Here is a 23,694-nt window from a genome sequence, read left to right as displayed (position 1 = left end):
CAGCTATTGAATGTTTTGCTTTACCAACTTGTAAGTGGCACAGAAATCCTCACGGCCCAAACCGTTATTCAGGCCTTGCTGGTAAATGTTATTCACCAATTCGACTCCGGGCAGGGTCAGCGCCTCTTCGCCCATGAGGTTCTTCATGATGCCGATATCTTTGGCCATGTTCTCCAGCGAGAAGACTGTGTCGTAGTTCTCGGCGATCAGGGCACCTATCTTGCTGGTCAGATAGAAGTTGCTGCCGCCACCGTAAGAGACTGCGGTGTTGAAGCTCTCTTTATCGATGCCGAAATGATCGGCGGTGGCCAGCATTTCGTTGACACTGTTCTGAATTTGGGCGACCAAGGTGTTGTGCAGCACCTTCATGATCAAACCACGGCCATTACCCCCCATGTGGATCTGGTTGCTGCCCATCATGGCCAGCAACGGCTTGACCTTTTTGTAGGCGGACAGGTCGCCACCTATGTAGATCCCGAGCTCGGCAGCCACGGCGGCAGGGACCGATTTGACCACGGGCGCATCGAGCATCACGGCACCGGTTTCTGCTACCTGGCGGGATAAGGCGATTGACACGGCCGGGTCAATGGTGGACATGTCGATGGTGATCTTGCCGGGGCCAAGGTGTGGCAGCAGTTCGGTATAGACCGCTTTGACGTGTTCGGAGCGCGGTACCATGGAGATGATCACATCCGCATCGGCTGTCAACCTGGCAATGGAAGGGGAGGCGATGGCGCCTGCATCGACCACCCGGGCGACAGCCTCCTGATTGATATCGAATACCAACACATTGCCATCAAATTTTTTGACGATGTTCTTTGACATCGCTTCACCCATCAGACCAAGACCGATAAAGCCGATAGTTTTCATCCGTTGTTTTCCTTAAATGTGGGTTTAGCAAGACCGGCGATGTCAACACGCATGCTGAACAGCGCACCTGAGAACGGACGTGCTGCCAGTTCGGCGGCGTCCATATTTTCGCGAGTGGTGGTGATGAAGAGGGTCTTCATGTCCTCACCACCAAAACAGACCATGGTGGGGCAACGTACCGGCAAGGGATATTCGGCCAGCAATACCCCCTCTGCAGAGAAGCGGGCGATACGATGGCCATCAAACAGGGCGCTCCAGTAGCATCCTTCGACATCGATTGCAGCCCCATCCGGGCGCCCTTCGCCGGCGCGGGCTGCAAACTCGCGCAGCAGTTGCCGTTGACCGAGTGAACCGTCGCGGGCCAGCGGAGTGCGATAAAGGCGGCGGTTGGGGGTATCAGTGGTGTACATCCAGCGCATGTCCGGGCTGAATGCCAAGCCATTGGCTCCCAGAATGTCGCACTGGATCACCGACATCTGCAGCTCGGCATCAACCCGGCATAGCAGGGCGCCGTTGTAATCTCGTGGGCTCCAGTAAGTGCCTGCATAGAAACGACCCGCCTGATCGGTACCGCCATCATTAAAACGGGCCAGCGCTGGGTTATTGGGGTTATCGGCGACTTTTCGCTCGATCTGGCCGTGCTGATCGCACAGATAGATCCCGGTGCGCATCGCTGCGATAAAGCCACCCTGTTCGCGCAGGGCAAAACAACCCACTTCTTCGGGGAAGGGGATCGTCGTCATGACGCCGCTTTCGGGGTGATAGCGGTGCAGGCAACGCTCGAGAATATCGGTCCAGTAGAGCGCCTGTTCAGCAGTGCTCCAGGTCGGGCACTCGGGCAGATGGCCGCGGTAGTCGGCCAGTAGCAGAGCAGGATTAGGCATAGTGAGAAACCTCAAGCAGCATGGCGATCTGCAACTGCCCATTGGCTGGCACAGTGGCCATGGCCAGCGCAGGATCACCAAAGCCACCGTTGTTGATGGCATCGTTGATATGAGAAACCGGCTCGATGGCGATGAAGTCACGATCGGCGGGCGGCAGAAACAGGATGGCGTGAGGCGCATCGGGTGAGCTCAGGGTCACCATCAGCTTCTCATCTGGCCAGCGCACCCGTGCACAGCCACTCCAGTGATGGAAGCAGTTATCGACACTGGCGGGTTCAGGTTTGCGCCAGGTGCGATAGTTCCATTGGGCCGGTAGTGGCGCGAGACCAGTGGGCAGGGACTTGTGGTCGTTGAGTACCACACCGCCTGCGTCGAACTGGATCTCGGCGTGCGCCGCACGGGGAAAATAGGGGTGAAAGCCCAGCCCAGCCGGGACAGCGTGATCGGCCAGATTGTGGTAAGTGAGTACGATATGCAGCGCATTATCTTGCAGGGTAAAGCGCTGAGTTGCCCGATAAGGCCAGGGCCATTGCGCCGCGGATGCTCCCTGTGCGTCATGGTGCAGGGTCAGCACGACAGAGTCATCATCTGCATCCCCTTCTTGCCATGGCTGCTGCCAGCCGTTGCCATGAATTGAGTGGGGATGATCGCCAAAGTTACGCAGCAGGGCGTAATCACATCCGGCGAAGTGAAACCGTCCATGAGCGATACGGTTGGAGTAAGGTACCAGGGGAAAACAGCCCCCCTGGTTGACCGTGACGTTCTGACCATCGGGCAGAGAGCGCAAGATCTCCCTGCCATGCCAGGTCAGTTTGCCGATAGCGCCACCGAGCTCGGGGATGAGCTCCAGATCAAGCGGGCCGCTTTGGCGGTGAAGCCTCTTCATCAGTAAACCTCGCCACCGGATATGCTCAGACGTTCCCCCCGGATCGCGGCGAGCTGTTCACGGGCGCGAGCCAGCAGGTAACTCATGTCGGAGCCGAGCGCCACGAAGCTAAAACCCATCTCTTGATATTTGTTCACCAGCTCGGGGTTGCCACCGACGATCCCGCAAGGCAATCCCAATCGCTGGCACTTCTCCAGCCCTTCGCGGATCTTGGCTTGCACCTCGGGGTGAGAGGGATTGCCAATATGGCCCATGGCTGCGCTCATATCGCCGGGGCCGATAAAGAAGCCGGTCACTCCTTCAATGGCCATCTCTTCCATGGCATCAATGGCGTCAGGGGTCTCAATTTGCAGGATCAGGCAGAGCTCTTCCCGGGCTTTACGCACGAATTCGGGGTCGGCACCGTAACCGGACGCACGATGCACCGCGGCAAAGCCGCGTTTGCCTAGGGGAGGGTAGTAGGCCGCCTCTACCGCTTTGCGGGCTTCTGCTGCACTGTTGACAAACGGCACCATCAGCGATGTTGCACCGCCATCCAGCGCCCGTTTGATCAACACTGTGTCGTTCCAGGCCAGGCGGTAGAGTGGGGTGGTGGCCGGGTTGCTGGCACGAATGGCGCGATCGATGCGGATCGCATCCAGGCTATCGACCGGTACATGTTCCTGGTCCAGCACCAAAAAATCGAAACCGACAGTCGCCATGGCTTCCGCCACCGTATCGCTGCCAGTCATCATCCAGGTGCCCAGTGGGCGTGGACCTTGAGTAATCGCAAGTTTGAACGGATTCATTGTTTGCTCCTTTAAAAAATCGGGGGCTCGGGCACTTTGCTGCCAGCCTGGAGGAAATCGAAGTCACAGCCCTGATCGGCCTGGGTCACATGTTGTTGATAGAGTGCGGCATAAGAGCGTTCATAAACTTTGTGTACCGGTTTGAGCGTGCGGCGGCGCTCGGCCAGCTCTTCATCACTGACCAGCATGTTGAGACGGCCATTGGCGATATCGAGCTCGATGAGGTCACCGGTACGTACCAGTGCCAGTGGGCCACCAATTGCCGCTTCAGGGGCAACGTGCAGGATGCAGGTGCCATAGTGAGTACCGGACATGCGGGCATCGCTGATCCGCACCATGTCGGTGACGCCTTGTTGCAGCAGCTTTTTCGGGATTGGCAGGTTGCCCCACTCCGGCATGCCCGGCGCGCCGACCGGGCCGGCATTGCGCAGGATAATCACTGACTCCTTGGTTACCTCAAGGGCTGGGTCATCGATGTGATCCGAGAGCTCTTGATGGCTGTCAAAGACGATGGCGGGGCCCTTGTGGTGACGCAGTTCGGGTTTGGCGGCAGATGATTTCATCACAGCTCCGTTGGGACACAGATTGCCGCGCAATACTGTCAATGCACATCCACGGGAGAGCGGTACCACAGGGTTATCGAGCGAGCGGATCACGTTGTCGTCATAACATGTCGCGTTGGCAATCCACTGTGCAACGGGACGATTGGTGACCCCGATCGCATCGAGGTGGAGGAATGACTCCACCTTTTTCAGCTGGGCCATCAGACCGCCGGCGAAGAAGAACTCCTCCATCAACTGATCACCAGAGGGAAACAGATTGGCCAGCACAGGGACTTCCCGTGCTACCGACTCCATGTCTTCCAGAGTGAGGTTGATGCCTGCCCGGTTGGCCATCGCAATCATGTGGATCGCGGCATTGGTGGAGCCGCCGAGCGCCATGTAGGCCACTACGCCATTGAGGAAGTTGGCTCGGGTCAGCCAGCGGGAAGGTTTGTGATCATGCCACACCATGTCGACGATGATTTGGCCGCATTGGGCTGCCATCTGGACGTGTCGCGAGTCAGCGGCGGGGATGGAGCTGGCCCCCGGCAACATAAAGCCCATGGCATCGGCGATGGAGGTCATGGTGGATGCCGTGCCCATGGTATTGCAGGTGCCGATGGAGCGAGTCATCGCCCCCTCCAGCTCGATCCAGTCATGCTGGGTAATGGCCCCCAAGCGCAATTGGTCCCAGAACTTCTTGGTATGGGTACCGGCACCGGTGACATGGCCGCGCCATTTGCCGCTCGACATGGGGCCGGCGGGGCAGAAGATCACCGGCAAGTCCATCGAAATGGCACCCATCAGCAGGGCTGGCGTGGATTTGTCGCAACCGCCGAGCAGCACGGCCCCATCGATCGGATGCTGGCGCAGCAGCTCTTCTGCCTCCATCGCCAGAAAGTTGCGATAGAGCATGGTGGTCGGCTTGACCAATACTTCCCCGACCGACAGCGCGGGCAATTCAACGGGGTAGCCCCCCGCGGCCCAGACAGCTCGTTTGACGGCCTCGGCGCGCTCACGCAGGTGGCTATGGCAGGGGCTCATTTCACTCCAGGTATTGATGATCCCGATCACGGGCTTGCCCATGAATTCGTCGCGGTTCAAGCCACTTTGCTGACTGCGTTGACGGTGGGCGAAGGCACGGATGGTGTCGGGGGCATACCAGCGTTGGCTACGCAGCGCCGAGATATCGAGCTTGGCCAGGTTTTCACTGTTGAATGACATAGGAATACCGCTCTCTTTGTCTGATTTGATTAAGGATTAATTCAATAAAAACAGCATGTTAAATTCCCCCATTCTGACCTGCGCGAAGAGGATGGCTGTCAGGCGATGGAGTAGATTGCTCATGTATCCGGTGATGGGGTCTCCGGGGAGAAGCAAGGGCATGGCGTTGTGCCAGCTCCCGGACGATCTGTTGATAGCGGGCATCAGTGAGCGGGTAGAACAGCAACATCAAGGCTGCAGCGCAAATCAGGGCGCAGATCGGGTAGAGAAACATCAGATTAGCGATGCTGCTTTGGGTCTCGGTGCTTTGCGTCGCGTTGGGAACATAGCCTGACCATGCCAGCACCAGCCCGGGAATGAGGCCCGCAAGCGCGGCCGAGCATTTGCGGCAGAAGGTCAGACTGCAGTAGACCAGCCCCTCGGTGCGGATGCCGGTTTTCCATTCCCCATACTCGACGGTGTCAGAGATGAACGCCCAGTTGAGACTGTTGACGAAAGCGGATCCCCACAGGGCCAGGGAGGTAAAGAGGATGTAATCGAGAGCGCTCTCGCTGTAGAGGTAGTTGAGCAGGTCACCGCATATCCACACGCCAATACCGGCCAGATAGACAGGTAGTTTGCCAAAACGGTGCACGGCAAAGGGAACCAGCAATACCCCCAGGTAGATACACCCTATGCTGATGAAGCTCATGTAGGCGATCATCGATACGTCGCCAATCACATATTGGGCGTAAAAAACCTGAACAATCAGCTTGGTGTTGAACGCTGCCAGCGTCAGCAGATTGGCCAGCGCCAGGATGCCCAGCGGACGGTTTGCCAGCACGGCCCGTGCGTTGGTTTGTACTGCCGAAAACCCCGATTCGTTGACAACCGATGGCAGCACATGGCGTTCACGAACTCTGCTGTAGCAAAAGAGTACTGCTGCAGCCCCCATGACCGAATAAATCAGTACCGCAACGCTATAGCCGACCTGTGGCTTGTCAAACAGCAATACCAGCGGCATGAACCCTACCGAGCAGAGCAGTAATCCGGTATTGGCTCCCCCCTGGCGCCAGGCGGCGAGCTCGGCTCGGTCCTGGAGTCGCTTGGTGAGGGCCGGGACCATGGCGCCATAGGAGGCATTGCCAAAACTGTAAAAGGCACCAAACATCATGAACAGCAGGGTAAACAGCACTGTTTTAGCGATGACCGGGAGCTCAACGCTGGTAAACAGGGCGGTGTTGATAAGAGCCAGTGGCACTATGGTCCAGAGCAGGAAGGGGCGAAATTTACCTCTGGGGCCGAGCTCGGAACGATTATCCAGCACGCTGCCGGTCACCAGATCGGTGCAGGCGGTAAAGAACTTCGAAACCAGAAAGATTGCTCCGGCCCATGCTGCCGGAATGGCTGCCACATCGGTCAGGAAGATCAGCAAATAGAGAGTTGTGCAGTTGAGCAGGAAGTTATAGCCGAGATCACCCACTCCGTAGGCCATCTTTTCCTGCCATGCCAGACGGTCACTTGCCACATTGCGATATGTCATGGGATCACATCCTTGAAGAGAGCAACAGCGTGGCCAGCACGCCGCTGCCAGTTGCATGAGAGTCAGCTTTGGGTGGTCGCCACACGGCGGGCACCAAGGCTGGCGATGATCTCTTGATAGCGCTGCTCGTTGAGGGTGTAGAAGAGGGCCATCACCAGTGCCGTTACGATGGCCAGGCTTGCCGGGTAGATGAAAATCAGTCCGGTGATCCCGGCTTTGGCGGCATCGGTTTGCTCCACATTGGGCATATAGCCAACCAGTGCCAGAGCGAACCCGGGGACGAACCCTGCGATAGCTTGCGAACACTTTCTAAAGAAGGTCATGCCGCAGTAGACCAAGCCTTCGGTACGGGTACCGGTTTTCCACTCACCGTACTCAACGGTATCTGAGACAAATGCCCAGTTAAGGCTGTTGACGAAAGAGGTGCCAAAGAACGCCAGCGAGGTGAACAGCACGTAACTCATGACGGTGCCACCGAACAGGTAGTTGGCAATGTCGCCGGAGATCCACAGGCACAATCCGGCCAGATAGACAGGTTTTTTGCCGAAGCGGCGTACCAGCGCAGGCACAGACAACACCCCGAGGTAGATGCACCCCATGCTGACAAAGCTCATGTAAGAGACCATGGAGACATCACCCAGAATGTACTGGGCGTAGAAGACCTGCACGGTGAGTTTGACGTTGAATGCGGAGAGGGTCAGCAGGTTGGCTACTGCCAGCACCAGCAACTGGTTGTTCTTGAGTACCGCCTTGAGCCCCTCCTTGATAGTGGGCTTCTCGACGATCTGGTCAGGGTCATTACCTATGATGGTGTGGTGTTCTTTGACGTTGAGGTAGCAAAAGAGTACCGCCGCCAAGCCGACCGAGGTGTAGGCCAGGGCTGCCACCATGTAGCCGGTCTCCTGGGATTCAAACAACATGGCGATGGGCATGAAACCGACGGTGGCCAGCAACAAGCCAGTGTTGGCTCCGCCCTGACGCCAGGCTGCCAGCTCTGCGCGATCCTGAACATTTTTGGTCATAGAGGGCACCATGGCGCCATAGCTGGCATTGCCCAGGCTAAAGAACAGGCCAAAGGCCATAAAGCAGACGATGAACAGGGTGGTCTTGGTCTCGCTGTCGAGCTCAAAATTGCAAAACAGCAACATGTTGCAGACAAACAGCGGCACTATGGTCCAGAGCAGCATCGGACGAAACTTGCCGCGAGGTCCGAAGCTCTTGCGGGTGTCGAGGAAAATGCCGGTGCCCAGGTCGGTGAAGCCGGTGAACACTTTCGCCACCAAAAAGATGACGCCTGCCCACGCCGCATTGATACCTGCTACATCGGTCAGAAATTTAAGCAGGTAGAGGGTAGTGATATTCAATACAAAGTTGTAACCAAAATCGCCGACGCCATAGGCAAGTTTTTCCCTAAAAGGCAGTCTGCTTTCGATATGCGCCTGAACAACCATTTTATTCTCCATAGTGTGGAATCCATCCGGCAGCTCAATAATCGTAGCGATGCGATTGCTGGCGCAAGGGTGATTGTTGAAAAGTGGGATCCAGATCGAGAGATTGCGCTGGTGGTTAAGGATTCTCTTACAAATGGTGTTTGCAAGCGGGCCAAGCGTTTTCGTGTGGCGGGTGTTGATTGGTGATCGAGATCGCTGTTTGGGTTTTACGCGATTGAAATGAAATCGTAGCGCTATTATTGTGTTGGCGAGCAAACGGGGATGGCCCGACTAAACAGGAGCTTATGCAATGCAACTCGAATTTTCGTCACAGGCGTTAACGATTCAGCACCAGCAGCAGTTGTTATTTTCTCATCAAGCGGATGCCCCGGCGTTTTATATAGGCAAGGGCCGGGAAAAAATGGAAATTTATCGCGGCAACTTTGACATCGAAGACTACATCGAGTCTCGCGTTGCATTGGCTCATATCGAACAGGTTGACAACAACCTGTTTGTTTTTGCCCCGAATGCCTTTACTCCTGCTTTGCTACAGGTGGCAGTGGTGTGTGATGGCGATGATGTGATGCTTTATCCGACCATACTGGACGAGGCATATAACCGCTTTTGGGTCAGATTGCCGGCCGAACGTAAAGAGCATGTCTGGGGTTGTGGCGAGCAGATGTCCTATTTCGATTTGCGTGGTCGTCACTTTCCGTTGTGGACGTCAGAGCCCGGTGTTGGTCGCCATCCCCACAGCGAGATCAAATGGAAAGCCGATGTGATGGGCAAAGCCGGTGGGGATTACTACCACACCAACTATCCGCAACCCACGTTTGTCTCCTCTCGCAAATACAGCTGCCATATCGACACCACCGCTTATGCCGATTTCGATTTTCGTCACGAAGGGTTTCATGAGCTGCAAGTGTGGGCGATCCCGCAGGCCATCGAGTTGCGCACCGCAGAGAGCTATCTGGGCATTATCGAAAAACTGTCCGCCCGGTTTGGCCGCCAGCCCAGGTTGCCGGAGTGGGTTTACAAGGGGGCGATCCTTGGTCTGAAGGGGGGGGAGGTCAATACCTTCAGTCGTCTGGAAAACGCCCTTGACCATGGTATCAAGGTTTCGGGTCTGTGGAGTGAAGACTGGTGCGGCTTGCGGGTCACCTCGTTTGGCAAGCGCCTGTTCTGGGACTGGGATTGGCAGTACCATCAGGATCGCTACCCCAATCTGCCCGCCAGGATCAAGGCGCTCAATGACCAGGGCATCGAGTTCATGGCCTACGTCAACCCCTACCTGTGTGAAGATGGCAAGCTGTTTCCAATCGCCAAAGAGTTCGGCTATATGGCGCTGGACAAGGATGGTCAGGTTGCGCTGGTCGACTTTGGCGAATTCTATTGCGGCTGTGTCGACTTTACCAATCCAGATGCCATGGCCTGGTTCCGTGATACCGTGCTGCGTAAAAACATGCTGGATATGGGGATCAAGGGGTGGATGGCTGACTTTGGCGAGTACCTGCCGACCGATAACATCTACCTGCACAACGGTGTCGATGCCAAGCTGATGCACAATGCCTGGCCGACTCTGTGGGCCCAGTGCAACGCTGAAGCGATCGCGATGAACGGCCAAACCGGTGATGCCCTGTTCTTTATGCGAGCCGGTTACACCGGGGTGCAGCAATACTGCCCGCTACTGTGGGCAGGCGATCAATGTGTCGATTTCAGCCGTCACGACGGTCTGGTCACGGTGATCTCGGGGGCGCTCTCCTCCGGTATGTTGGGGAACGCGTATCACCACTCGGATATCGGTGGCTACACTTCACTGTTTGGCAACCGTCGAACCAAGGAGCTGTTTGACCGCTGGGTTGAAATGGCTGCCTTTACCCCAGTCATGCGTACCCACGAAGGTAACCGCCCTGATGAGAACTTCCAGTTTGACCAGGATGGCAGCACGTTGGCGCATTTTGCCCGGATGACCCGAGTTTATTGCCACCTGACTCCTTACTTGCGTAGCCTGGTGGATGACGCGGCCGAGAAAGGGTATCCGGTTCAACGTGCCATGATGCTGCATTTTGAACATGATCCCGAGACCTACGTCATACAGGATCAATACCTCTATGGGTCAGAGTTGCTGGTGGCACCGGTTCACCAAGGGGATGTGCGTGAATGGACAACTTACCTGCCTGCAGGTGAGCAGTGGACGCATGTCTGGAGCGGCCAGCGCTTTACAGGGGGCCAGCGGGTCACTCTGCCTGCACCGATTGGCCAGCCCCCGGTGTTCTATCGTGCCAAAAGTCCCTGGGCTTCGCTGTTTGCCGAGCTAAAGGATCTGGCGTAAATCGCACCGGCGTTCGCTATAGAGGATGCGACCCGGATAACCCATGGCCGTGACAATGTTCACGGCCATTATGTTTCAACAGAGGAGCAGAGCAGCATGATTGACACTCTTGACGTTGTGCAAAACCCCAGCCAGGACGACATAGATTTTTTACGAGACAACCTGATCAAAACCAATCGTGAGTTTGTCGGTGAACAGATACGTCGCCCACTTGCCATCTTCTATCAGGATGAGCAGATGCGTCGTGCCGGAGGATGCAGCGGCCATACCTACGGTAACTGGCTCTATATCGAGTATCTGTGGGTGGCCAGTAGCCTGCGGGGGCGCGGTGTAGGAGGCCGGTTATTGGCGGCGATGGAGCAGGCTGCCCGCGAGCGCGGCTGCTGTTTTTCACAGCTCGATACTTTTAGCTTTCAAGCAAAGCCTTTTTACCAAGCGCGGGGGTATTCAGTCGTCATGACGTTGGAAAAGTGCCCGGTGTTTCATCAACGATATTACTTAACCAAAACCTTGTAGCGCAGGCAGTGACTGGTGTCCTGCTTAAAAATATCTGACGCAACGGATAGTGTTCTGGTAGATACATGGGGGGCATTTATCTTCATGGGCTATTTATCAAGGCCATGGTTTTGTGATGGTTCATGGTGTGACTGTATTGGCTTGGTCACAAAACAAACCGGGTACTCTGTCTGGGGATCAAGTCAAATCCGGCATCAATGATCTCGCCTTTATAATCGGGCTCGCGAGCCATCCGCAACATCATGGATGCAGCCTGGCTGGCAACAGAGTGGATATTGATATTGATACTGGACAAGGTCACGGGTGCCAGATAGCCGCTGCCTGGAAAATCGCCAAACCCGATGATAGAGAGTTGCTCTGGTACCGGGATATTGCGTGCAATCGCCTCCATCAGCAATGCCGTACCAATGGTATCGTTTGATGCAAAAATGCCGTCGAGTTTTCGCTCTTTGAGCAGTGTCTTGATGAGTAGCTCGCGCGCGGCGGGATAAATATTGTCGCTGTAAGGGATTTCGACCAACAAGGGATCCATACCCGCCGTCTCAAGTGCCTGGCAAAAGCCGCTGTAGCGGCTCTGCGCACGCACGTCATCGTTAAAACGGGTCGTGAAATAGGCAATTTTATGGCAGCCGGAGCGTATCAGGTAAGATGCGGCATCGTAACCCACCTGAAAATGATCGATACCGACCTGCGCGACAAACGGACTGGCTTCACCGATTTGCCATGCTTGAACCACAGGCACCGCACTGTGCTCCAGCATACGAATCGTAGTATCACTGTGCTTAGCGCCAGTGAGGGTTATGGCAGCAGGAGACCATTGTAAAATGGAGCGGATCTGCTGCTCCTCTTTTTCCATGGAGTGATCATGAGATGCGATATAGAGCTGAAAACCTGCATCACTCACGATATGTTCAATCTGTTGGACAAAGGTACTAAAGGTAATATTGGAAATGGAAGGAACGATAATTGCCATTGCCGAGCTTCGCCCGGCAGTAAACTGACTGGCAATTTTGTTGTGCACATAACCCAATTCATCAATGGCACGCTGAATTTTATGGCCGGTATTGGCTTTTACCTTGTCTGGATGACGTACATAAAGTGAGACTGTCGAGGGGGACACTTTGGCCAGGGCCGCGACATCATCAAGCTTGACGGTTTGTTTGCTTCTCGAGGACACGTGTTCTGCTTCCTGATTGGTTTTACTCGGCTCGATATCCTTCGTGATCTGAGGGAAAAGCCATCCAATAATCTCCCGACATGTATTTAAGTGTATAAAAAATAAGGCTTAAGTAAAAGTGATGATTCGCTGTAGGAGGTGCGTCGGCAATTCGGGTTACTTGTATGGTAATTAGATTTTGGTTAGCCATTACAAATAAAAACGTGTTGCCAAGAGCGCTTGACCGTTTTGGCATCCAACGTCGAAAAATGAGCCTGTTTAACCGCCATTACCCATGGCAGTTCACTGTTCAAATAAACACCACACCCCATGGTGAAGGGGTGTTACTTCAGGGTATGAGTATGAGTGTTTAGTGTTATGGGAATAGGTAGTTCTCATCGGCACTCTCTGCAATCGTCTAATGGGTGTTACAACCGCGTTGGATAGCTCACCGTTCAGTGCCTGGGACGTAGCGACAACCACTTGGCATGGGGGTTATTGAGCATGTGGCTCTGATGAAGGTAGTGGAGATACGTTCGCCTCCTGCCGGTATTGGCGCAGCAGTTTGAGGAAATCGTCCGGTTCCCGATCCAGGCTGCCTACCGGGATCAACAGGTCATAACCGAGCAAGTGGCGCATGCGAATCATCCGGTGGGCCAGCATGGCCAATGCGCCATCGTAGTGCAGCCCTTGCGGGGAGCAAAAGTGACTCTCCTCCAGCCAGTCGATGCCCTGTAAGGGATCATTGGTATGCACAGGCTGCTCATGGGGCTGCTCATTATGCAAGGCATGCAGCAACACAGGGCGCTGCTCTGTCAACAGATGCACGGCCAGTCTGGGAGTGATCAGGGTCAGAAACTCGTCATACTGTTTTATCTTGAAACCGATATAGGGCAGGGGCTGGAGATCCCAACCAACATGGATTCTGGGTTGATCGATACGCTGGATGTTGTGCCACTTCAGTGCCCAGCCGCCATATTTGTGGTGATAGTGGAGGGATTGCTGGCATAGGGAGAGGCTGATCGGGGGTTCATTGAGCTTGAGCCAGCCTATCAAGGTCATCATCATGCCACTCAGTAGCAATATATAGGCCGGGAGCACCGGGCCTTCCACAAGCAACCAGAGCAGTAATAGCATCAGGCTGGTGATGAGCCCCCCGGCCCAGATCAGGGTCAGCCCGTTTCGGCGGACCAGAGGCTTTATATGTTGTGTCTCCATTTAACCTCCTTGTCCTGATGAGAGGGGCGATCTTTTATGACACCACCTGATTGTCTTTGAGCAAGTATAAGAGCCGCGTTTTTGCGCTGGCCAGCAAAGCAAATGGCAGTCATGGGCCGGCTCGGGTATAGTCCTGCGCCAATGGCGTTATCCTGTTTTGCTGACCCGTCGTGGCCCAGGTGGTGGCGAGGGCCAGGCCTGTGTAAGGAGTGTTATGAAGTTCAGTCCCCTGCTCGATGAGATGATGAAAGCCCTGCAGGTATTGCCGGGGGTGGGGCCCAAGTCTGCCCAGCGGATGGCCTTTACACTGCTCGAGCGTGAGCGCAGCGGCGGCTTGCGGTTGGCCCAGCTGCTCTCTCGCGCCCTGACCGAGATTGGCCACTGCAGCCACTGCCGCACCTTTACCGAGAACGATCGCTGCGATATTTGCGCCAATCCCAAGCGGGAAGAGAACGGTCTGCTCTGCGTGGTGGAGAGTCCGGCGGACGTGGCCGCCATCGAGCAGACCGGCCAGTTTTCCGGTCGCTACTTCGTGCTGATGGGCCATCTGTCGCCGCTGGACGGCATAGGCCCGGAGGAGCTGGGGCTCGATATTCTGGAGCGCCGCCTGAAGGATGAGGCGATCAGCGAACTGATCCTCGCCACCAATCCCACCATCGAGGGGGATGCCACCGCCTGGTATATCGCCGATATGGCCCGTGCGGCCGGGGTGGAGGTGAGTCGCATCGCCCATGGCGTGCCGGTAGGGGGTGAGCTGGAGCTGGTGGATGGTACCACGCTCTCCCACTCCCTGATGGGACGCCAGCGCCTCAAGTAAGGGGCGGGTGGTGACAAGTCGCGAAAAACTGAACATAAAATCGGCGGTTACACGCCAACAGGGGGCGAATGAGCAGGATTGCACATTCGCCCCCTTGATATTTGGATCGCTGTCCCCATCTAGGTTGGGCGTATGTTCAACCCGATGTTTCTGAGGATTGGTCCATGACCCAAAGTGTTCATGCCGAAACCCACGGCTTTCAAACTGAAGTCAAACAACTGCTGAGCCTGATGGCTCACAGCCTCTACTCCAACAAAGAAGTATTCCTGCGCGAGCTGATCTCCAACGCATCCGATGCGGCGGACAAGCTGCGCTTCAAGGCGCTTTCCGATGCCTCTTTGTTCGAAAACGACGGCCAGTTGCGTGTGCGCCTGGTGGTGGACAAAGAGAAGCGTACCCTGACCATCTCCGATAACGGGATCGGTATGACCCGTGATCAGGTGATTGAGCATCTGGGTACCATCGCCAAGTCCGGCACCGCCGAATTCTTCAAGAACCTCTCCGGCGATCAGGGCAAGGATTCCCAGCTGATCGGTCAGTTCGGGGTCGGTTTCTACTCTGCCTTTATCGTGGCCGACAAGGTGACCGTGGTGTCCCGCGCCGCCGGTACTGCTCCGGAGCAGGGTGTGCAGTGGGAGTCGGAAGGGGAAGGCTCCTTCACCGTCGCTGATGTGACCAAAGAGGGTCGCGGTACCGACGTCATCCTGCACCTGCGCGCCGAAGAGGACGAGTTCCTCGATGACTGGCGTCTGCGCTCCGTGGTGGGCAAATATTCCGATCACATCAGTGTACCGGTCGAGATGTTCAAAGAGGGTACCCCGGATCGCGAAGAGGATGGTGAGACCATCGTCGGCACCCCGGGCGAGTGGGAGCAGGTCAACCGCGCGACTGCACTGTGGACTCGTAACCCGAAAGATATCAAGGACGAGGAGTATCAGGAGTTCTACAAGCACGTCGCCCACGACTTTGAAGATCCGCTGCTCTGGGGTCACAACCGGGTGGAAGGGGCGCAAGAGTACACCAGCCTGCTCTACGTACCGGCCCGCGCACCGTTCGACCTCTACAACCGCGATCAGAAGCACGGTCTGAAGCTCTATGTGCAGCGCGTCTTCATCATGGATGACGCCGAGCAGTTTATGCCGACCTACCTGCGCTTCGTCAAAGGGGTGCTGGACTCCAACGATCTGCCGCTCAACGTCAGCCGCGAGATCCTGCAGGATAACAAGGTGACTGCCTCCCTGCGCAAGGCTTGCTCCAAGCGCGTGCTGACCATGCTCTCCAAGCTGGCGAAAGACGATGCCGAGAAGTACGCCAAGTTCTGGAAAGAGTTCGGTAACGTGCTCAAAGAGGGCCCGGCCGAGGATTACGCCAACCGCGAAGAGATCGCCAAGCTCCTGCGCTTTGCCAGTACCGCTGGCGAGGGTGAAGCCCAGACCGTGTCGCTGGAAGATTACGTTGGCCGCATGAAGGAAGGCCAGCAGAAGATCTACTACATCACTGCTGACTCCTATGCCGCCGCCAAGAACAGCCCGCACCTCGAGATCTTCCGCAAGAAGGGTGTCGAAGTGCTGCTGATGTGGGAGCGCGTGGACGAGTGGCTGATGAGCCACCTGACCGAGTTCGATGGCAAGCAACTTATCTCCGTCACCCGTGGCGAGCTGGATCTCGGCGATCTGGAAGACGAAGCCTCCAAGCAGGCACAGGAAGAGGCCGAGAAGGCCAACGCCGGTCTGGTTGAGCGGGTCAAGAAGAGCCTGGGCGATGCAGTGAAAGAGGTGCGTGTCACCCACCGTCTGACCGACTCCCCCTCTTGCATCGTCACCGACGCCTACGGTATGAGCACCCAGATGATCAAGCTGATGCGCGCGGCTGGCCAGCCGGTACCGGAGCAGAAGTACATTCTGGAGCTCAACCCTGATCACGCGCTGGTGAAGAAACTCGACACCATTGAAGACGAGGCACTGTTCGGTGAGTGGGTCACCCTGCTGCACGAACAGGCCCAGCTGGCCGAGCAGGGCGGGCTGAATGATCCGGCGAGCTTCGTTTCCCGCATCAACCGTCTGCTGCTGCAAGCCTAAGCAGCAACGCCGGTAACAGAAAGCCCACTGCATGCAGTGGGCTTTTTTGATCCCGCCGAGTGAGCTCGGCGAAACACAGCGGCAAGGGAGGCGGCCAGCGCCTCTCTACTTGCGGTATTCGTTGTTGTAGTTCTGGATGAGACGGCGGGTCACCTCGTGCTGGGGATCGGCAAACACCTTGAGGGTCTTGCCGCGCTCCACCACCCGACCTTCGTGCATCACCAGCACCTCGTCGCTGATATGGCTGACGATGCCCAGATCGTTGGCTACCAGCACATAGCTCAGCCCCATGGTCTCCTGCATCTCCAGCAGCAGGTTGATGATCTGGGAGCGTACCGAGATATCCAGGGTGGAGAGCGCTTCATCGGCCACCACGATTTTGGGGTTGAGGATCAATGCCCGCGCCAGCGCCACACGCTGCTGCTGACCGGCAGAGAGCATCTGCGGGTAGAAGAGGGCGTGGTCCGGCAGCATCCCCACCATGCGCAGGGTCTGGATCACCTTCTCGTGACGCTCCTCCTCACTCATCTCGGTGTTGAGTCGCAGCGGGGTTTCCAGGATCTGGCCGACCCGGATCTTGCGGTTTAGCGAGGTGTTGGGGTCCTGAAAGATCATCCGCAGCAGCTTGCAGCGGGTTTGATAATCGCCGTGCACCATCAGTTGACCGTCGATGGCGATGTCACCGCTGGTGGGCTCGATCATGCCAGCCAGTATACGGGCCAGGGTGCTCTTGCCGGAGCCTGCTTCTCCCAGAATGGCCAAGGTCTGGCCTACCTCCAGATCAAACGAGAGGGGCTTGATCGCCTCCACCGCCTGACGACGGAACAGACCGGTGCGGTTTTGATAGGTTTTGCTAAGGCCTCTGACCTGCAACAGGGATGGCTCGATCACAAGCGGGGCTCCTTCATGGGGGCGTTAACGATCATCACTTTTTCGGCTCCTCCATGTTCAGCGGGAAGTGACAGCTGAACTGATGGCCTTTCACCTTGTTCATCAGCGGGGTCTGCACGCACTGCTTCTGGGCGTAGGGGCAGCGAGGTCCCAGACGGCAACCGATGGGTAGGTGTTGCAGCGGCGGTATGACGCCGGGCAAGGTTTCGAGGCGCGACTTGTGGCGCACCAGCTTGTCAAAGTCGGGGATCGATTTGAGCAGGGCATCGGTATAGGGGTGATGCGGGGTCTCGAGGATCTGCTCCCGGGTGCCCACTTCCACCATCTGGCCGCAGTACATCACGTTGATGGTGTCGGTCAGATTGGCGATGGCTGCGATGTCGTTACTGATGATCAGGATGGTGGTATTGCCCAGCTTGTTCATCTTGTCCAGCAGTCGCAGGATCTGGGAGTGGGTGGTGGACTCCATGGCGCTGGTGGGCTCGTCGGCCACCAGCAGACGCGGCTGGTTGGCAATGGCCATGGCGATCATTACCTTTTGGCACATGCCATCCGACAGCTCGTGGGGATAGGCGCGCATCACCTTGCGGTGATCCTTGACGCCGACCCGGTGCAGCAGGGCGATGGCCTTCTTCTTGCGCCACTGGAAGCGCTGCCAGAACTGCCCCTCGAACGAATCGGTCGGGATCGCCTCTTCCAGCTGGGTGCCGATCTCCTCGGAGGGGTCGAGACAGCTGATGGGGTCCTGGAAGATCATGGCGATCTCGCGACCCATGATGCGACGGCGCTCCTTGGGGGCCATGGTCAGCAGATCCATGTCGTTGAAGCGCATCCGGTCGGCACGTACCGTCCAGTTGTCCTTCTCGATGCCGACGATCACCTTGGCGATCAGACTCTTGCCGGAGCCGGATTCACCCACCAGACCGCGGATCTCCCCCTCGGTCAGGGTCAGGCTCACCTTGTCCACCGCCTTGACCTTGCCCTGCGGGGTGTCGATCTCGATGGTGAGGTTGCGTATGTCGAGCAGAGGCATCAGTCATTCCCCTCTTTGAGCGCTTCGCGGATGCCTTCGCCAACCAGGTTGGTGACCAGCACGCTGAACAGGATAGCCATGCCCGGCAAAGTGACGGTCCAGGGGGCGAGATAGATGAGATCGCTCGAATCAGCCAGCATGGTGCCCCACTCCGGTTGGGGAGACTGGGCGCCGAGGCCGAGAAAACCGACTGCCGAGATATCGAGGATGGCTGCCGACAAGGTGCGAGTAGTCTGGGCCACCAGGGTTTCGACGATATTGGGCAAAATAGCCAGACGCATGATCCTGAAGGGGGGCGAGCCATCGAGCCGACTGGCAATGATGTACTCCTTCTGCATCTCGGCATGCACCGCGTTGTAAGTGGCCCGTATAAAGGGGGGGATCAATGCCAGGGTAATGGCGATCAGGGTGTTGCCAAGGCCCGGGCCCAGAATGGCAACCATGATGATGGCCATTAACAGGGAGGGGATGGAGAGCAGAGTATCGAGCAGATGGTGCAGCACACTCGATTTGAGCCCCTTGCTCATGCCACCGAGGATACCAATGGCAGAGCCGACCACCATGGCGATCGCCACCACGACCAGGGCACAGCCGAAGGTGAGACGTGCTCCTACCACCAGCCGGGAGAGCATGTCGCGCCCCAAATCATCGGTGCCCAGGAAGTAGTCGATATTGCCGGTTGCCGCCCAGGAGGGGGCCAGCAGCAGCTTGTCGGTGTGTTGTTCATCAATGCTGTAGGGAACGACCAGTGGCCCCACCAGAGTGACAAGCAGCAACAGTAAAAAACACCAGAGACCCGCCATCGCCAGCGGGTTACGGCGATAGGATGCCCACGTCTGCTCAAGGGGCGAAAGGATCTTGAGTTCGGGGTAAATGTTCGATTTATCTTGCATAGGGTACCTGGCTCCTGGTCACGCCATGAGCGCGTTCAATCCTGTTTGGCATAGAGCTCTTTGCGCCGTGCCGGATAGATAAGGGTGGTCAGCAACTCTGTGCTGACGCTGATCAGAATAACGAAACTGGCCACCACCAGAGTCGCACCACGAATGGCGGCGTAATCCTGCAGGGCGATGCTGCTGATGAGCCAGCGGCCGATCCCGTGCCACTCGAACACCACCTCGGTGATCATGGCGGAGGTGAGCACGCTGCCCAGTTGCAAGCCCAGCAGCGGGAGTACCGGCGGCAGGGCGTTCTTCAGACCATGGCGCCAGACGATCTGCGCCTTGGACAGGCCCCGGCTCGCCGCCGCCTTGATGTAGTTCTGCTTCATCACGTCGATGAGGGAGCTGCGCACATGACGGATCACCTCGGTGGTGGGCACCACCGCCAGCACCAGTGACGGGAGAATAAGGTGGCGCAGGGCATCATGTAGTGCTGCTTGTCGCCAGGGCTCGTGGCTCAACAATACATCGATCAGGGCAATACCGGTAATGTGTGGTACATCGTAGAGCAGGCTGATCTGTCCTGATGACGGTAGCCACCCAAGATCCAGCGAAAAGAGCATTACCACCAGCAGTGCCAACCAGAATACCGGTACCGCATAGCCGATAAGACCTGCGGTCATGATGGAGAGATCCAGCGTCTTGCCTTGTGACAGGGCAGCCAGAGTGCCGAGGGGAATACCCACCAGCAGCGAGATGGCAAATGCCGCCAGGCAGAGGATCAGGGTGGCGGGAAAATAGTGGCGGATCTCGTCCAGCACCGGCAGCCCGGAGACGCTGGAGATCCCCAGGTCGCCTGCAAAAATACGGCGCAGAAAGTCGGGATAACCGCGCCAGAAACTCAGTTCGTGACCGAGCAACCGATACTCCAGCAGATAGGCGACCAGCGTCAGCGCCAGCAGGGTGATGAGCAGCAGGTTGATGCGGCGCAAGATGTATAGAAGCATGCTTACTCCCTGTAGGCCTGATTGAAGGAGGTGCCGCCAAAGGGCATCAGTGTCAGCCCCTCGATATCGCTGCGAGTGACCTGGGTACGCAGGGCATGGGCCAGCGGAATGAGCGGCAACTGTTCATTGAGCAGGGTTTGCGCGTAATAGTAGTTGCGCAGCCGGAATGAGAGCTGGGGTGTGGTGACCGCATCATCCAGCAACTGGTCGAAGGCCGGACTGCACCAGCGGCTGTAGTTGTTGCCCCGCTCCACCGCAGAGCAGCTCAGCAACTGGCGAAAGAAGTTGTCCGGGTCGGCATTGTCGGCGATCCAGCCGGAGAGCAGACTGTCGTATTGCCCATTGAGCAGGCGTCTCTCAATGACGGGCCACTCTTGCTGCACAATCTTGAGTTTGATCCCCACCTTGGCCAGGTCACTGCGGATCAGTTGGGCTGTCTTGACCGCATCCGGGTTGTAGGGGCGCGCGTCCGGTTGCACCAGTACCTGCATTTCCAGTCCCTGTTCGAGCCCGGCCTCCTTGAGCAGTTGGCGTGCCCGTTTCAGGTCGGGCTTGCGCTCGGGCAGGCTGGGGTTGTAGCCCCAGGAGAGGGGGGGCAGCAGACTGTTGGCTGGCAGGCCGGTATCGAAATAGACCGCCTGTAGCAGGTTGTCGACATTGATGGCGCTGGCAATGGCCTGGCGAACCTTGACGTTGTTGAACGGTGGTTTACGGGTATTGAGGGCTAAAAACGCGACATTCATTCCTGACTGGACCGAGAGGCTCAAGTCGGGGTGCTCTTTGATCACCGAGAGCTGGCTGGCAGCCGGCGTGCTCATTACGTCACACTCGCCGGTCAGCAGCTTGGCCAGCCGTTTGGCGGATTTTGGGGTGATGTCGTAAACCAGTTGTTCAATTTTTGCTGGCCCGTTCCAGTAAGCGGGATGGCGCTGATAGCGAATGAACTCGTTGTGACGATACTCCTTGAAGCTGAACGGGCCGGTACCGATGGGGCGGCTATCCAGCAGGGTCGGTGTGCCCGCGTTGAGCAACTGGTCGGCATATTCGGCCGAGAGGATCACTGCATAGTCGCTCGCTAGGGTAGCAAGGAAAGAGGCGTTGGGCTGATTCAACTCAAAGACGACGGTGTGTGGCCCTTTTTTGTAGACCTTCTTGATCAGCTGATCCTGCCCCAGACTGAAGAAGTAGGGGTAGTCGCCGCCGGAAACCAGATGATAGGGGTGCTGCTCGTCAAGCTGGCGGGCATAGGTGAAAACCACATCGTCGGCATTGAAGGGACGGCTAGGTGTGAACCAGGCGGTATGGTGAAAGCTTACCCCTTCGCGCAGGGTCAGGGTGTAGGTGAGGCCATCCTCACTGATCTGCCAGTTGGTGGCGAGCGCCGGCTCCAGCGCCAGGGTGTTGGGGTTAACTTCCAGCAAGCGGTCGTAGAGCGGACGGGCACTGGCATCCAGCGTCACCCCTGAGTTGGAAACATGGGGATTGAAGGAGAGGGGGGAGCCCTCAGCGCAATAGATAAGCCCGGTTTTGGAGGCCTCGGGTTGCTTCTGGCAGCCGGTGACCAGCACCAGCAGACCCAGCAGCAAGGGGGTGAGCATTCTCATTGTTGAACCATGTTCTTATAAGGGGTTTGTACGCACGCTTTGATACAAATGTGCCAGCGCGGAGGCTGGCGTGTTGCTGGCGTCGGCATCAACCGCGCTCCTTCACTCTTGTTCTGCATCGTTATCGCCATCCAGCAGCTGATATTTGCGTAGCATGCCACGGAACTGGTGATAGCTTAAGGCCAGCAGTTGAGCGGCTTTGCGCTGATTATACTGGGATTGCTGCATCGCTTGCTTGAGTAAATTAATCTCGTATTCCGCCACCGCCTGCTTGAGATCGAGTGGCAAGGCAAGGGGGGATGCAGATTGTACCTCGCTTCGGGCCTCTTGCGCAGGTTGCGTGACCTGTGGTCGCCAGGGGGAATCAAACGGGTTGAGCACCAGGGTCGAGAGCGGCAGTTGGGGATTGCCCTGACGATAGATACTGCGCTCCACCACGTTCTTCAGCTCCCGCACATTGCCCGGCCAGTGGTAATCTAGCAGCAGCTGGGTTGCCTTGCGCGAGAAACCGGCAAAGAGCGGATACCCAAGCTCCCGGGTCATGCTGTGGGCGAAGTGCTCCGCCAGCATCAGAATATCTTCCCGCCGCTCCCGCAAGGGGGGGAGGGTGATCACATCAAACGCGAGCCGGTCGAGCAGATCGTGGCGAAACTGCCCCTTGTCGGCCAGCGCAGGGAGATCCTCGTTGGTGGCGCAGACCAGCCGCACATCCACCTTGAGGGGCTTGGCCCCGCCCACCCGCTCGAACTCGCCATACTCGATGACCCGCAGCAGCTTCTCCTGCACCCGGGCGCTGGTGGTGGCCAGCTCGTCGAGGAACAGGGTGCCGCCATCGGCCCGCTCGAAGCGGCCCTGATGGCGCTTGGCCGCGCCGGTAAACGACCCCGCCTCGTGACCGAACAGCTCGGTCTCCAGCAGGCTCTCGCTCAGGGTGGCGCAGTTGATGGTGACAAAGCTTTGATCCCAGCGCGCCGAGAGATAATGTAGGCGGTGGGCGATCAGCTCCTTGCCCGTCCCCCGCTCACCGATGATCAGCACGGGTTTGCGCAGCGGGGCGAGCCGTGAGGCCTGCTCGATGATTTCGAGGAATGCGTTGGATTCCCCCAGCAGGCTTTCCGTGGCCGTGGTCATAGTGATCCCTGTCAGTTGTTAAAGCTGGTCAATCTTACCAAAAGGTGGTGATTTTTATCACCACCTGCATGACATCTATTGAAACGGGGCAAAGCAGCCCCATATAAATCAACAAGTTAAATTTTGTTCCAGATTGGCACACAAGTTGCCATTGTCAATGGAGAAACAACGCCATGCCAATAACAGGAGTGCAATCATGAGTATTTTTTCCCGTCTGGCCGACATCATCAATTCCAACCTGACGGCCCTGCTCGACAAGGCAGAAGATCCCCAGAAGATGGTGCGCCTGATCATCCAGGAGATGGAGGACGAGCTGGTCAAGGAGCGTTCCAATCTGGCCCGCTTCCTCGCCAGCCAGAAAGAGATTGGTCGTCAGGTCGCCCGTCATCAGGAGCGGGTCGACGAGTGGCAAGCCAAGGCCGAGCTGGCCCTGACCAAGGGACGTGAAGATCTGGCCCGCGCCGCCCTTATCGAGAAGAAGAAACAGACCGAGTTGTCAGAGACCCTCTACCGCGAGCAGCAAGCGGTCGACAGCGGTATCGAGAAGCTGGGTGAAGAGATCCGTCAGCTCGAAGCCAAGCTGGAAGATGCCCGCGCCCGTCAAAAGGCGATGGCCATTCGCACCGAAGCGGCCAGCAGCCGTCTCAACGTGCAGAGCCAGGTAGCTCGTGGCGAGAGCCAGGCGGTGGTGAGCAAGTTTGAGCGGATGGAGCGTCGCATCGACGAAATGGAAGCGCGCGCCGATCTGGGACAGTCCGACAAGGCGCTGGCGCAGCAGTTTGCCGAGCTGGAAGTGGACGATCAGATAAGCCGCGAGTTGGAAGCCATGCGCCAGAAGCTGGGTCAGGGCGACAGCAAAAGCGAAGGCAAACAGGGGGAGTAAC

At 57.2% G+C, this 23,694-nt stretch carries 21 protein-coding genes; 6 read left to right on the top strand and 15 right to left on the bottom strand.

Annotated elements, in window-relative coordinates:
• Positions 1–3: 3 nt before the first annotated feature.
• From G5171_RS07300 to G5171_RS07270, 7 genes are all read right to left on the bottom strand, one after another.
• Positions 4–870, bottom strand: coding sequence for an NAD(P)-dependent oxidoreductase (locus G5171_RS07300; protein ID WP_337072919.1), 867 nt, complete (start codon positions 868–870; stop codon positions 4–6).
• Positions 867–1,754, bottom strand: coding sequence for an SMP-30/gluconolactonase/LRE family protein (locus G5171_RS07295; RefSeq protein ID WP_421260013.1), 888 nt, complete (start codon positions 1,752–1,754; stop codon positions 867–869). The genes G5171_RS07300 and G5171_RS07295 overlap by 4 nt, the downstream gene beginning before the upstream one ends.
• Entirely contained in the window at positions 1,747–2,640 is an 894-nt protein-coding gene (locus tag G5171_RS07290; protein ID WP_005346308.1) for an aldose 1-epimerase, read from the bottom strand. The genes G5171_RS07295 and G5171_RS07290 overlap by 8 nt, the downstream gene beginning before the upstream one ends.
• Complete coding sequence (locus G5171_RS07285) at positions 2,640–3,428, bottom strand: HpcH/HpaI aldolase family protein (protein WP_069556388.1); 789 nt, start codon at positions 3,426–3,428, stop codon at positions 2,640–2,642. Before G5171_RS07285 ends, G5171_RS07290 begins: the two co-directional genes overlap by 1 nt.
• 11 nt (positions 3,429–3,439) lie before the next feature.
• A complete protein-coding gene (gene araD, locus G5171_RS07280) occupies positions 3,440–5,194 on the bottom strand; it encodes an L-arabinonate dehydratase (protein WP_337072917.1) in 1,755 nt (584 codons plus the stop codon).
• Positions 5,195–5,252: 58 nt separating this feature from the next.
• On the bottom strand, positions 5,253–6,716 hold the full coding sequence (locus G5171_RS07275) for a glycoside-pentoside-hexuronide (GPH):cation symporter (protein WP_421244292.1): 1,464 nt from the start codon (positions 6,714–6,716) through the stop codon (positions 5,253–5,255).
• A gap of 62 nt (positions 6,717–6,778) precedes the next feature.
• Complete coding sequence (locus tag G5171_RS07270) at positions 6,779–8,167, bottom strand: glycoside-pentoside-hexuronide (GPH):cation symporter (RefSeq protein WP_041234289.1); 1,389 nt, start codon at positions 8,165–8,167, stop codon at positions 6,779–6,781.
• Between G5171_RS07270 and G5171_RS07265 the strand changes: the two genes are divergently transcribed.
• The 3 genes from G5171_RS07265 (at position 8,150) to G5171_RS07255 (ending at position 10,994) form a co-directional block, all read left to right on the top strand.
• A complete protein-coding gene (locus G5171_RS07265) occupies positions 8,150–8,353 on the top strand; it encodes a hypothetical protein (RefSeq protein ID WP_421251253.1) in 204 nt (67 codons plus the stop codon). The genes G5171_RS07270 and G5171_RS07265 overlap by 18 nt on opposite strands.
• Positions 8,354–8,456: 103 nt before the next feature.
• Entirely contained in the window at positions 8,457–10,478 is a 2,022-nt protein-coding gene (locus tag G5171_RS07260; RefSeq protein WP_421260012.1) for an alpha-glucosidase, read from the top strand.
• Between the two features lie 96 nt (positions 10,479–10,574).
• A complete protein-coding gene (locus G5171_RS07255) occupies positions 10,575–10,994 on the top strand; it encodes a GNAT family N-acetyltransferase (protein WP_236348616.1) in 420 nt (139 codons plus the stop codon).
• Between the two features lie 145 nt (positions 10,995–11,139).
• Here G5171_RS07255 and G5171_RS07250 read toward each other — a convergent pair whose 3' ends face one another.
• Positions 11,140–12,171, bottom strand: coding sequence for a LacI family DNA-binding transcriptional regulator (locus G5171_RS07250; RefSeq protein WP_005346285.1), 1,032 nt, complete (start codon positions 12,169–12,171; stop codon positions 11,140–11,142).
• 474 nt (positions 12,172–12,645) lie between these two features.
• On the bottom strand, positions 12,646–13,368 hold the full coding sequence (locus G5171_RS07245) for a DUF2982 domain-containing protein (protein WP_216978939.1): 723 nt from the start codon (positions 13,366–13,368) through the stop codon (positions 12,646–12,648).
• A 214-nt stretch (positions 13,369–13,582) separates the two neighbouring features.
• Between G5171_RS07245 and recR the strand changes: the two genes are divergently transcribed.
• Complete coding sequence (recR, locus tag G5171_RS07240) at positions 13,583–14,185, top strand: recombination mediator RecR (protein WP_005346280.1); 603 nt, start codon at positions 13,583–13,585, stop codon at positions 14,183–14,185.
• 164 nt (positions 14,186–14,349) lie between these two features.
• Complete coding sequence (htpG, locus tag G5171_RS07235; protein ID WP_216978938.1) at positions 14,350–16,263, top strand: molecular chaperone HtpG; 1,914 nt, start codon at positions 14,350–14,352, stop codon at positions 16,261–16,263.
• Between the two features lie 105 nt (positions 16,264–16,368).
• On the opposite strand, the gene G5171_RS07230 is transcribed toward htpG, so the two are convergent.
• The 6 genes from G5171_RS07230 to pspF all read right to left on the bottom strand — a co-directional run bounded on the left by G5171_RS07230 (position 16,369) and on the right by pspF (position 22,810).
• Entirely contained in the window at positions 16,369–17,154 is a 786-nt protein-coding gene (locus tag G5171_RS07230; protein WP_005346275.1) for an ATP-binding cassette domain-containing protein, read from the bottom strand.
• Between the two features lie 34 nt (positions 17,155–17,188).
• On the bottom strand, positions 17,189–18,187 hold the full coding sequence (locus tag G5171_RS07225; RefSeq protein ID WP_005346272.1) for an oligopeptide/dipeptide ABC transporter ATP-binding protein: 999 nt from the start codon (positions 18,185–18,187) through the stop codon (positions 17,189–17,191).
• Positions 18,187–19,080, bottom strand: a complete 894-nt coding sequence (locus tag G5171_RS07220) for an ABC transporter permease subunit (RefSeq protein WP_421244297.1) — start codon at positions 19,078–19,080, stop codon at positions 18,187–18,189. Before G5171_RS07220 ends, G5171_RS07225 begins: the two co-directional genes overlap by 1 nt.
• Positions 19,081–19,115: 35 nt before the next feature.
• Complete coding sequence (locus tag G5171_RS07215; protein WP_288728356.1) at positions 19,116–20,075, bottom strand: ABC transporter permease; 960 nt, start codon at positions 20,073–20,075, stop codon at positions 19,116–19,118.
• A gap of 2 nt (positions 20,076–20,077) precedes the next feature.
• Positions 20,078–21,673: an ABC transporter substrate-binding protein SapA gene (gene sapA, locus G5171_RS07210; protein ID WP_216980316.1), complete on the bottom strand. Its 1,596-nt coding sequence runs from the start codon at positions 21,671–21,673 to the stop codon at positions 20,078–20,080.
• Between the two features lie 108 nt (positions 21,674–21,781).
• Positions 21,782–22,810 carry a phage shock protein operon transcriptional activator gene (gene pspF / locus G5171_RS07205; RefSeq protein WP_005333674.1) on the bottom strand — a complete coding sequence of 343 codons (1,029 nt, stop codon included), beginning with the start codon at positions 22,808–22,810 and terminating at the stop codon, positions 21,782–21,784.
• 196 nt (positions 22,811–23,006) lie between these two features.
• Here pspF and pspA point away from each other — a divergent pair, with 196 nt between their 5' ends.
• Positions 23,007–23,693 carry a phage shock protein PspA gene (gene pspA, locus G5171_RS07200; protein ID WP_005361184.1) on the top strand — a complete coding sequence of 229 codons (687 nt, stop codon included), beginning with the start codon at positions 23,007–23,009 and terminating at the stop codon, positions 23,691–23,693.
• The last annotated feature ends 1 nt before the right edge of the window (position 23,694 follow it).

This window comes from Aeromonas sp. 600774 (assembly GCF_049175075.1).
Lineage (GTDB): Bacteria > Pseudomonadota > Gammaproteobacteria > Enterobacterales > Aeromonadaceae > Aeromonas > Aeromonas veronii_A.
The sequence above is the reverse complement of the archived record's forward strand: the minus strand, read 5'-3'. Positions and strand labels throughout refer to the sequence as shown.

What these genes read in the sequence shown, in the direction of transcription:
- G5171_RS07300 (WP_337072919.1), bottom strand. Translation starts at nt 870, where the DNA reads ATGAAAACTATCGGCTTTATCGGTCTTGGTCTGATGGGTGAAGCGATG.
- G5171_RS07295 (WP_421260013.1), bottom strand. Translation starts at nt 1,754, where the DNA reads ATGCCTAATCCTGCTCTGCTACTGGCCGACTACCGCGGCCATCTGCCC.
- G5171_RS07290 (WP_005346308.1), bottom strand. Translation starts at nt 2,640, where the DNA reads ATGAAGAGGCTTCACCGCCAAAGCGGCCCGCTTGATCTGGAGCTCATC.
- G5171_RS07285 (WP_069556388.1), bottom strand. Translation starts at nt 3,428, where the DNA reads ATGAATCCGTTCAAACTTGCGATTACTCAAGGTCCACGCCCACTGGGC.
- araD (WP_337072917.1), bottom strand. Translation starts at nt 5,194, where the DNA reads ATGTCATTCAACAGTGAAAACCTGGCCAAGCTCGATATCTCGGCGCTG.
- G5171_RS07275 (WP_421244292.1), bottom strand. Translation starts at nt 6,716, where the DNA reads ATGACATATCGCAATGTGGCAAGTGACCGTCTGGCATGGCAGGAAAAG.
- G5171_RS07265 (WP_421251253.1), top strand. Translation starts at nt 8,150, where the DNA reads ATGCGCCTGAACAACCATTTTATTCTCCATAGTGTGGAATCCATCCGG.
- G5171_RS07270 (WP_041234289.1), bottom strand. Translation starts at nt 8,167, where the DNA reads ATGGTTGTTCAGGCGCATATCGAAAGCAGACTGCCTTTTAGGGAAAAA.
- G5171_RS07260 (WP_421260012.1), top strand. Translation starts at nt 8,457, where the DNA reads ATGCAACTCGAATTTTCGTCACAGGCGTTAACGATTCAGCACCAGCAG.
- G5171_RS07255 (WP_236348616.1), top strand. Translation starts at nt 10,575, where the DNA reads ATGATTGACACTCTTGACGTTGTGCAAAACCCCAGCCAGGACGACATA.
- G5171_RS07245 (WP_216978939.1), bottom strand. Translation starts at nt 13,368, where the DNA reads ATGGAGACACAACATATAAAGCCTCTGGTCCGCCGAAACGGGCTGACC.
- recR (WP_005346280.1), top strand. Translation starts at nt 13,583, where the DNA reads ATGAAGTTCAGTCCCCTGCTCGATGAGATGATGAAAGCCCTGCAGGTA.
- htpG (WP_216978938.1), top strand. Translation starts at nt 14,350, where the DNA reads ATGACCCAAAGTGTTCATGCCGAAACCCACGGCTTTCAAACTGAAGTC.
- G5171_RS07225 (WP_005346272.1), bottom strand. Translation starts at nt 18,187, where the DNA reads ATGCCTCTGCTCGACATACGCAACCTCACCATCGAGATCGACACCCCG.
- G5171_RS07220 (WP_421244297.1), bottom strand. Translation starts at nt 19,080, where the DNA reads ATGCAAGATAAATCGAACATTTACCCCGAACTCAAGATCCTTTCGCCC.
- G5171_RS07215 (WP_288728356.1), bottom strand. Translation starts at nt 20,075, where the DNA reads ATGCTTCTATACATCTTGCGCCGCATCAACCTGCTGCTCATCACCCTG.
- sapA (WP_216980316.1), bottom strand. Translation starts at nt 21,673, where the DNA reads ATGCTCACCCCCTTGCTGCTGGGTCTGCTGGTGCTGGTCACCGGCTGC.
- pspF (WP_005333674.1), bottom strand. Translation starts at nt 22,810, where the DNA reads ATGACCACGGCCACGGAAAGCCTGCTGGGGGAATCCAACGCATTCCTC.
- pspA (WP_005361184.1), top strand. Translation starts at nt 23,007, where the DNA reads ATGAGTATTTTTTCCCGTCTGGCCGACATCATCAATTCCAACCTGACG.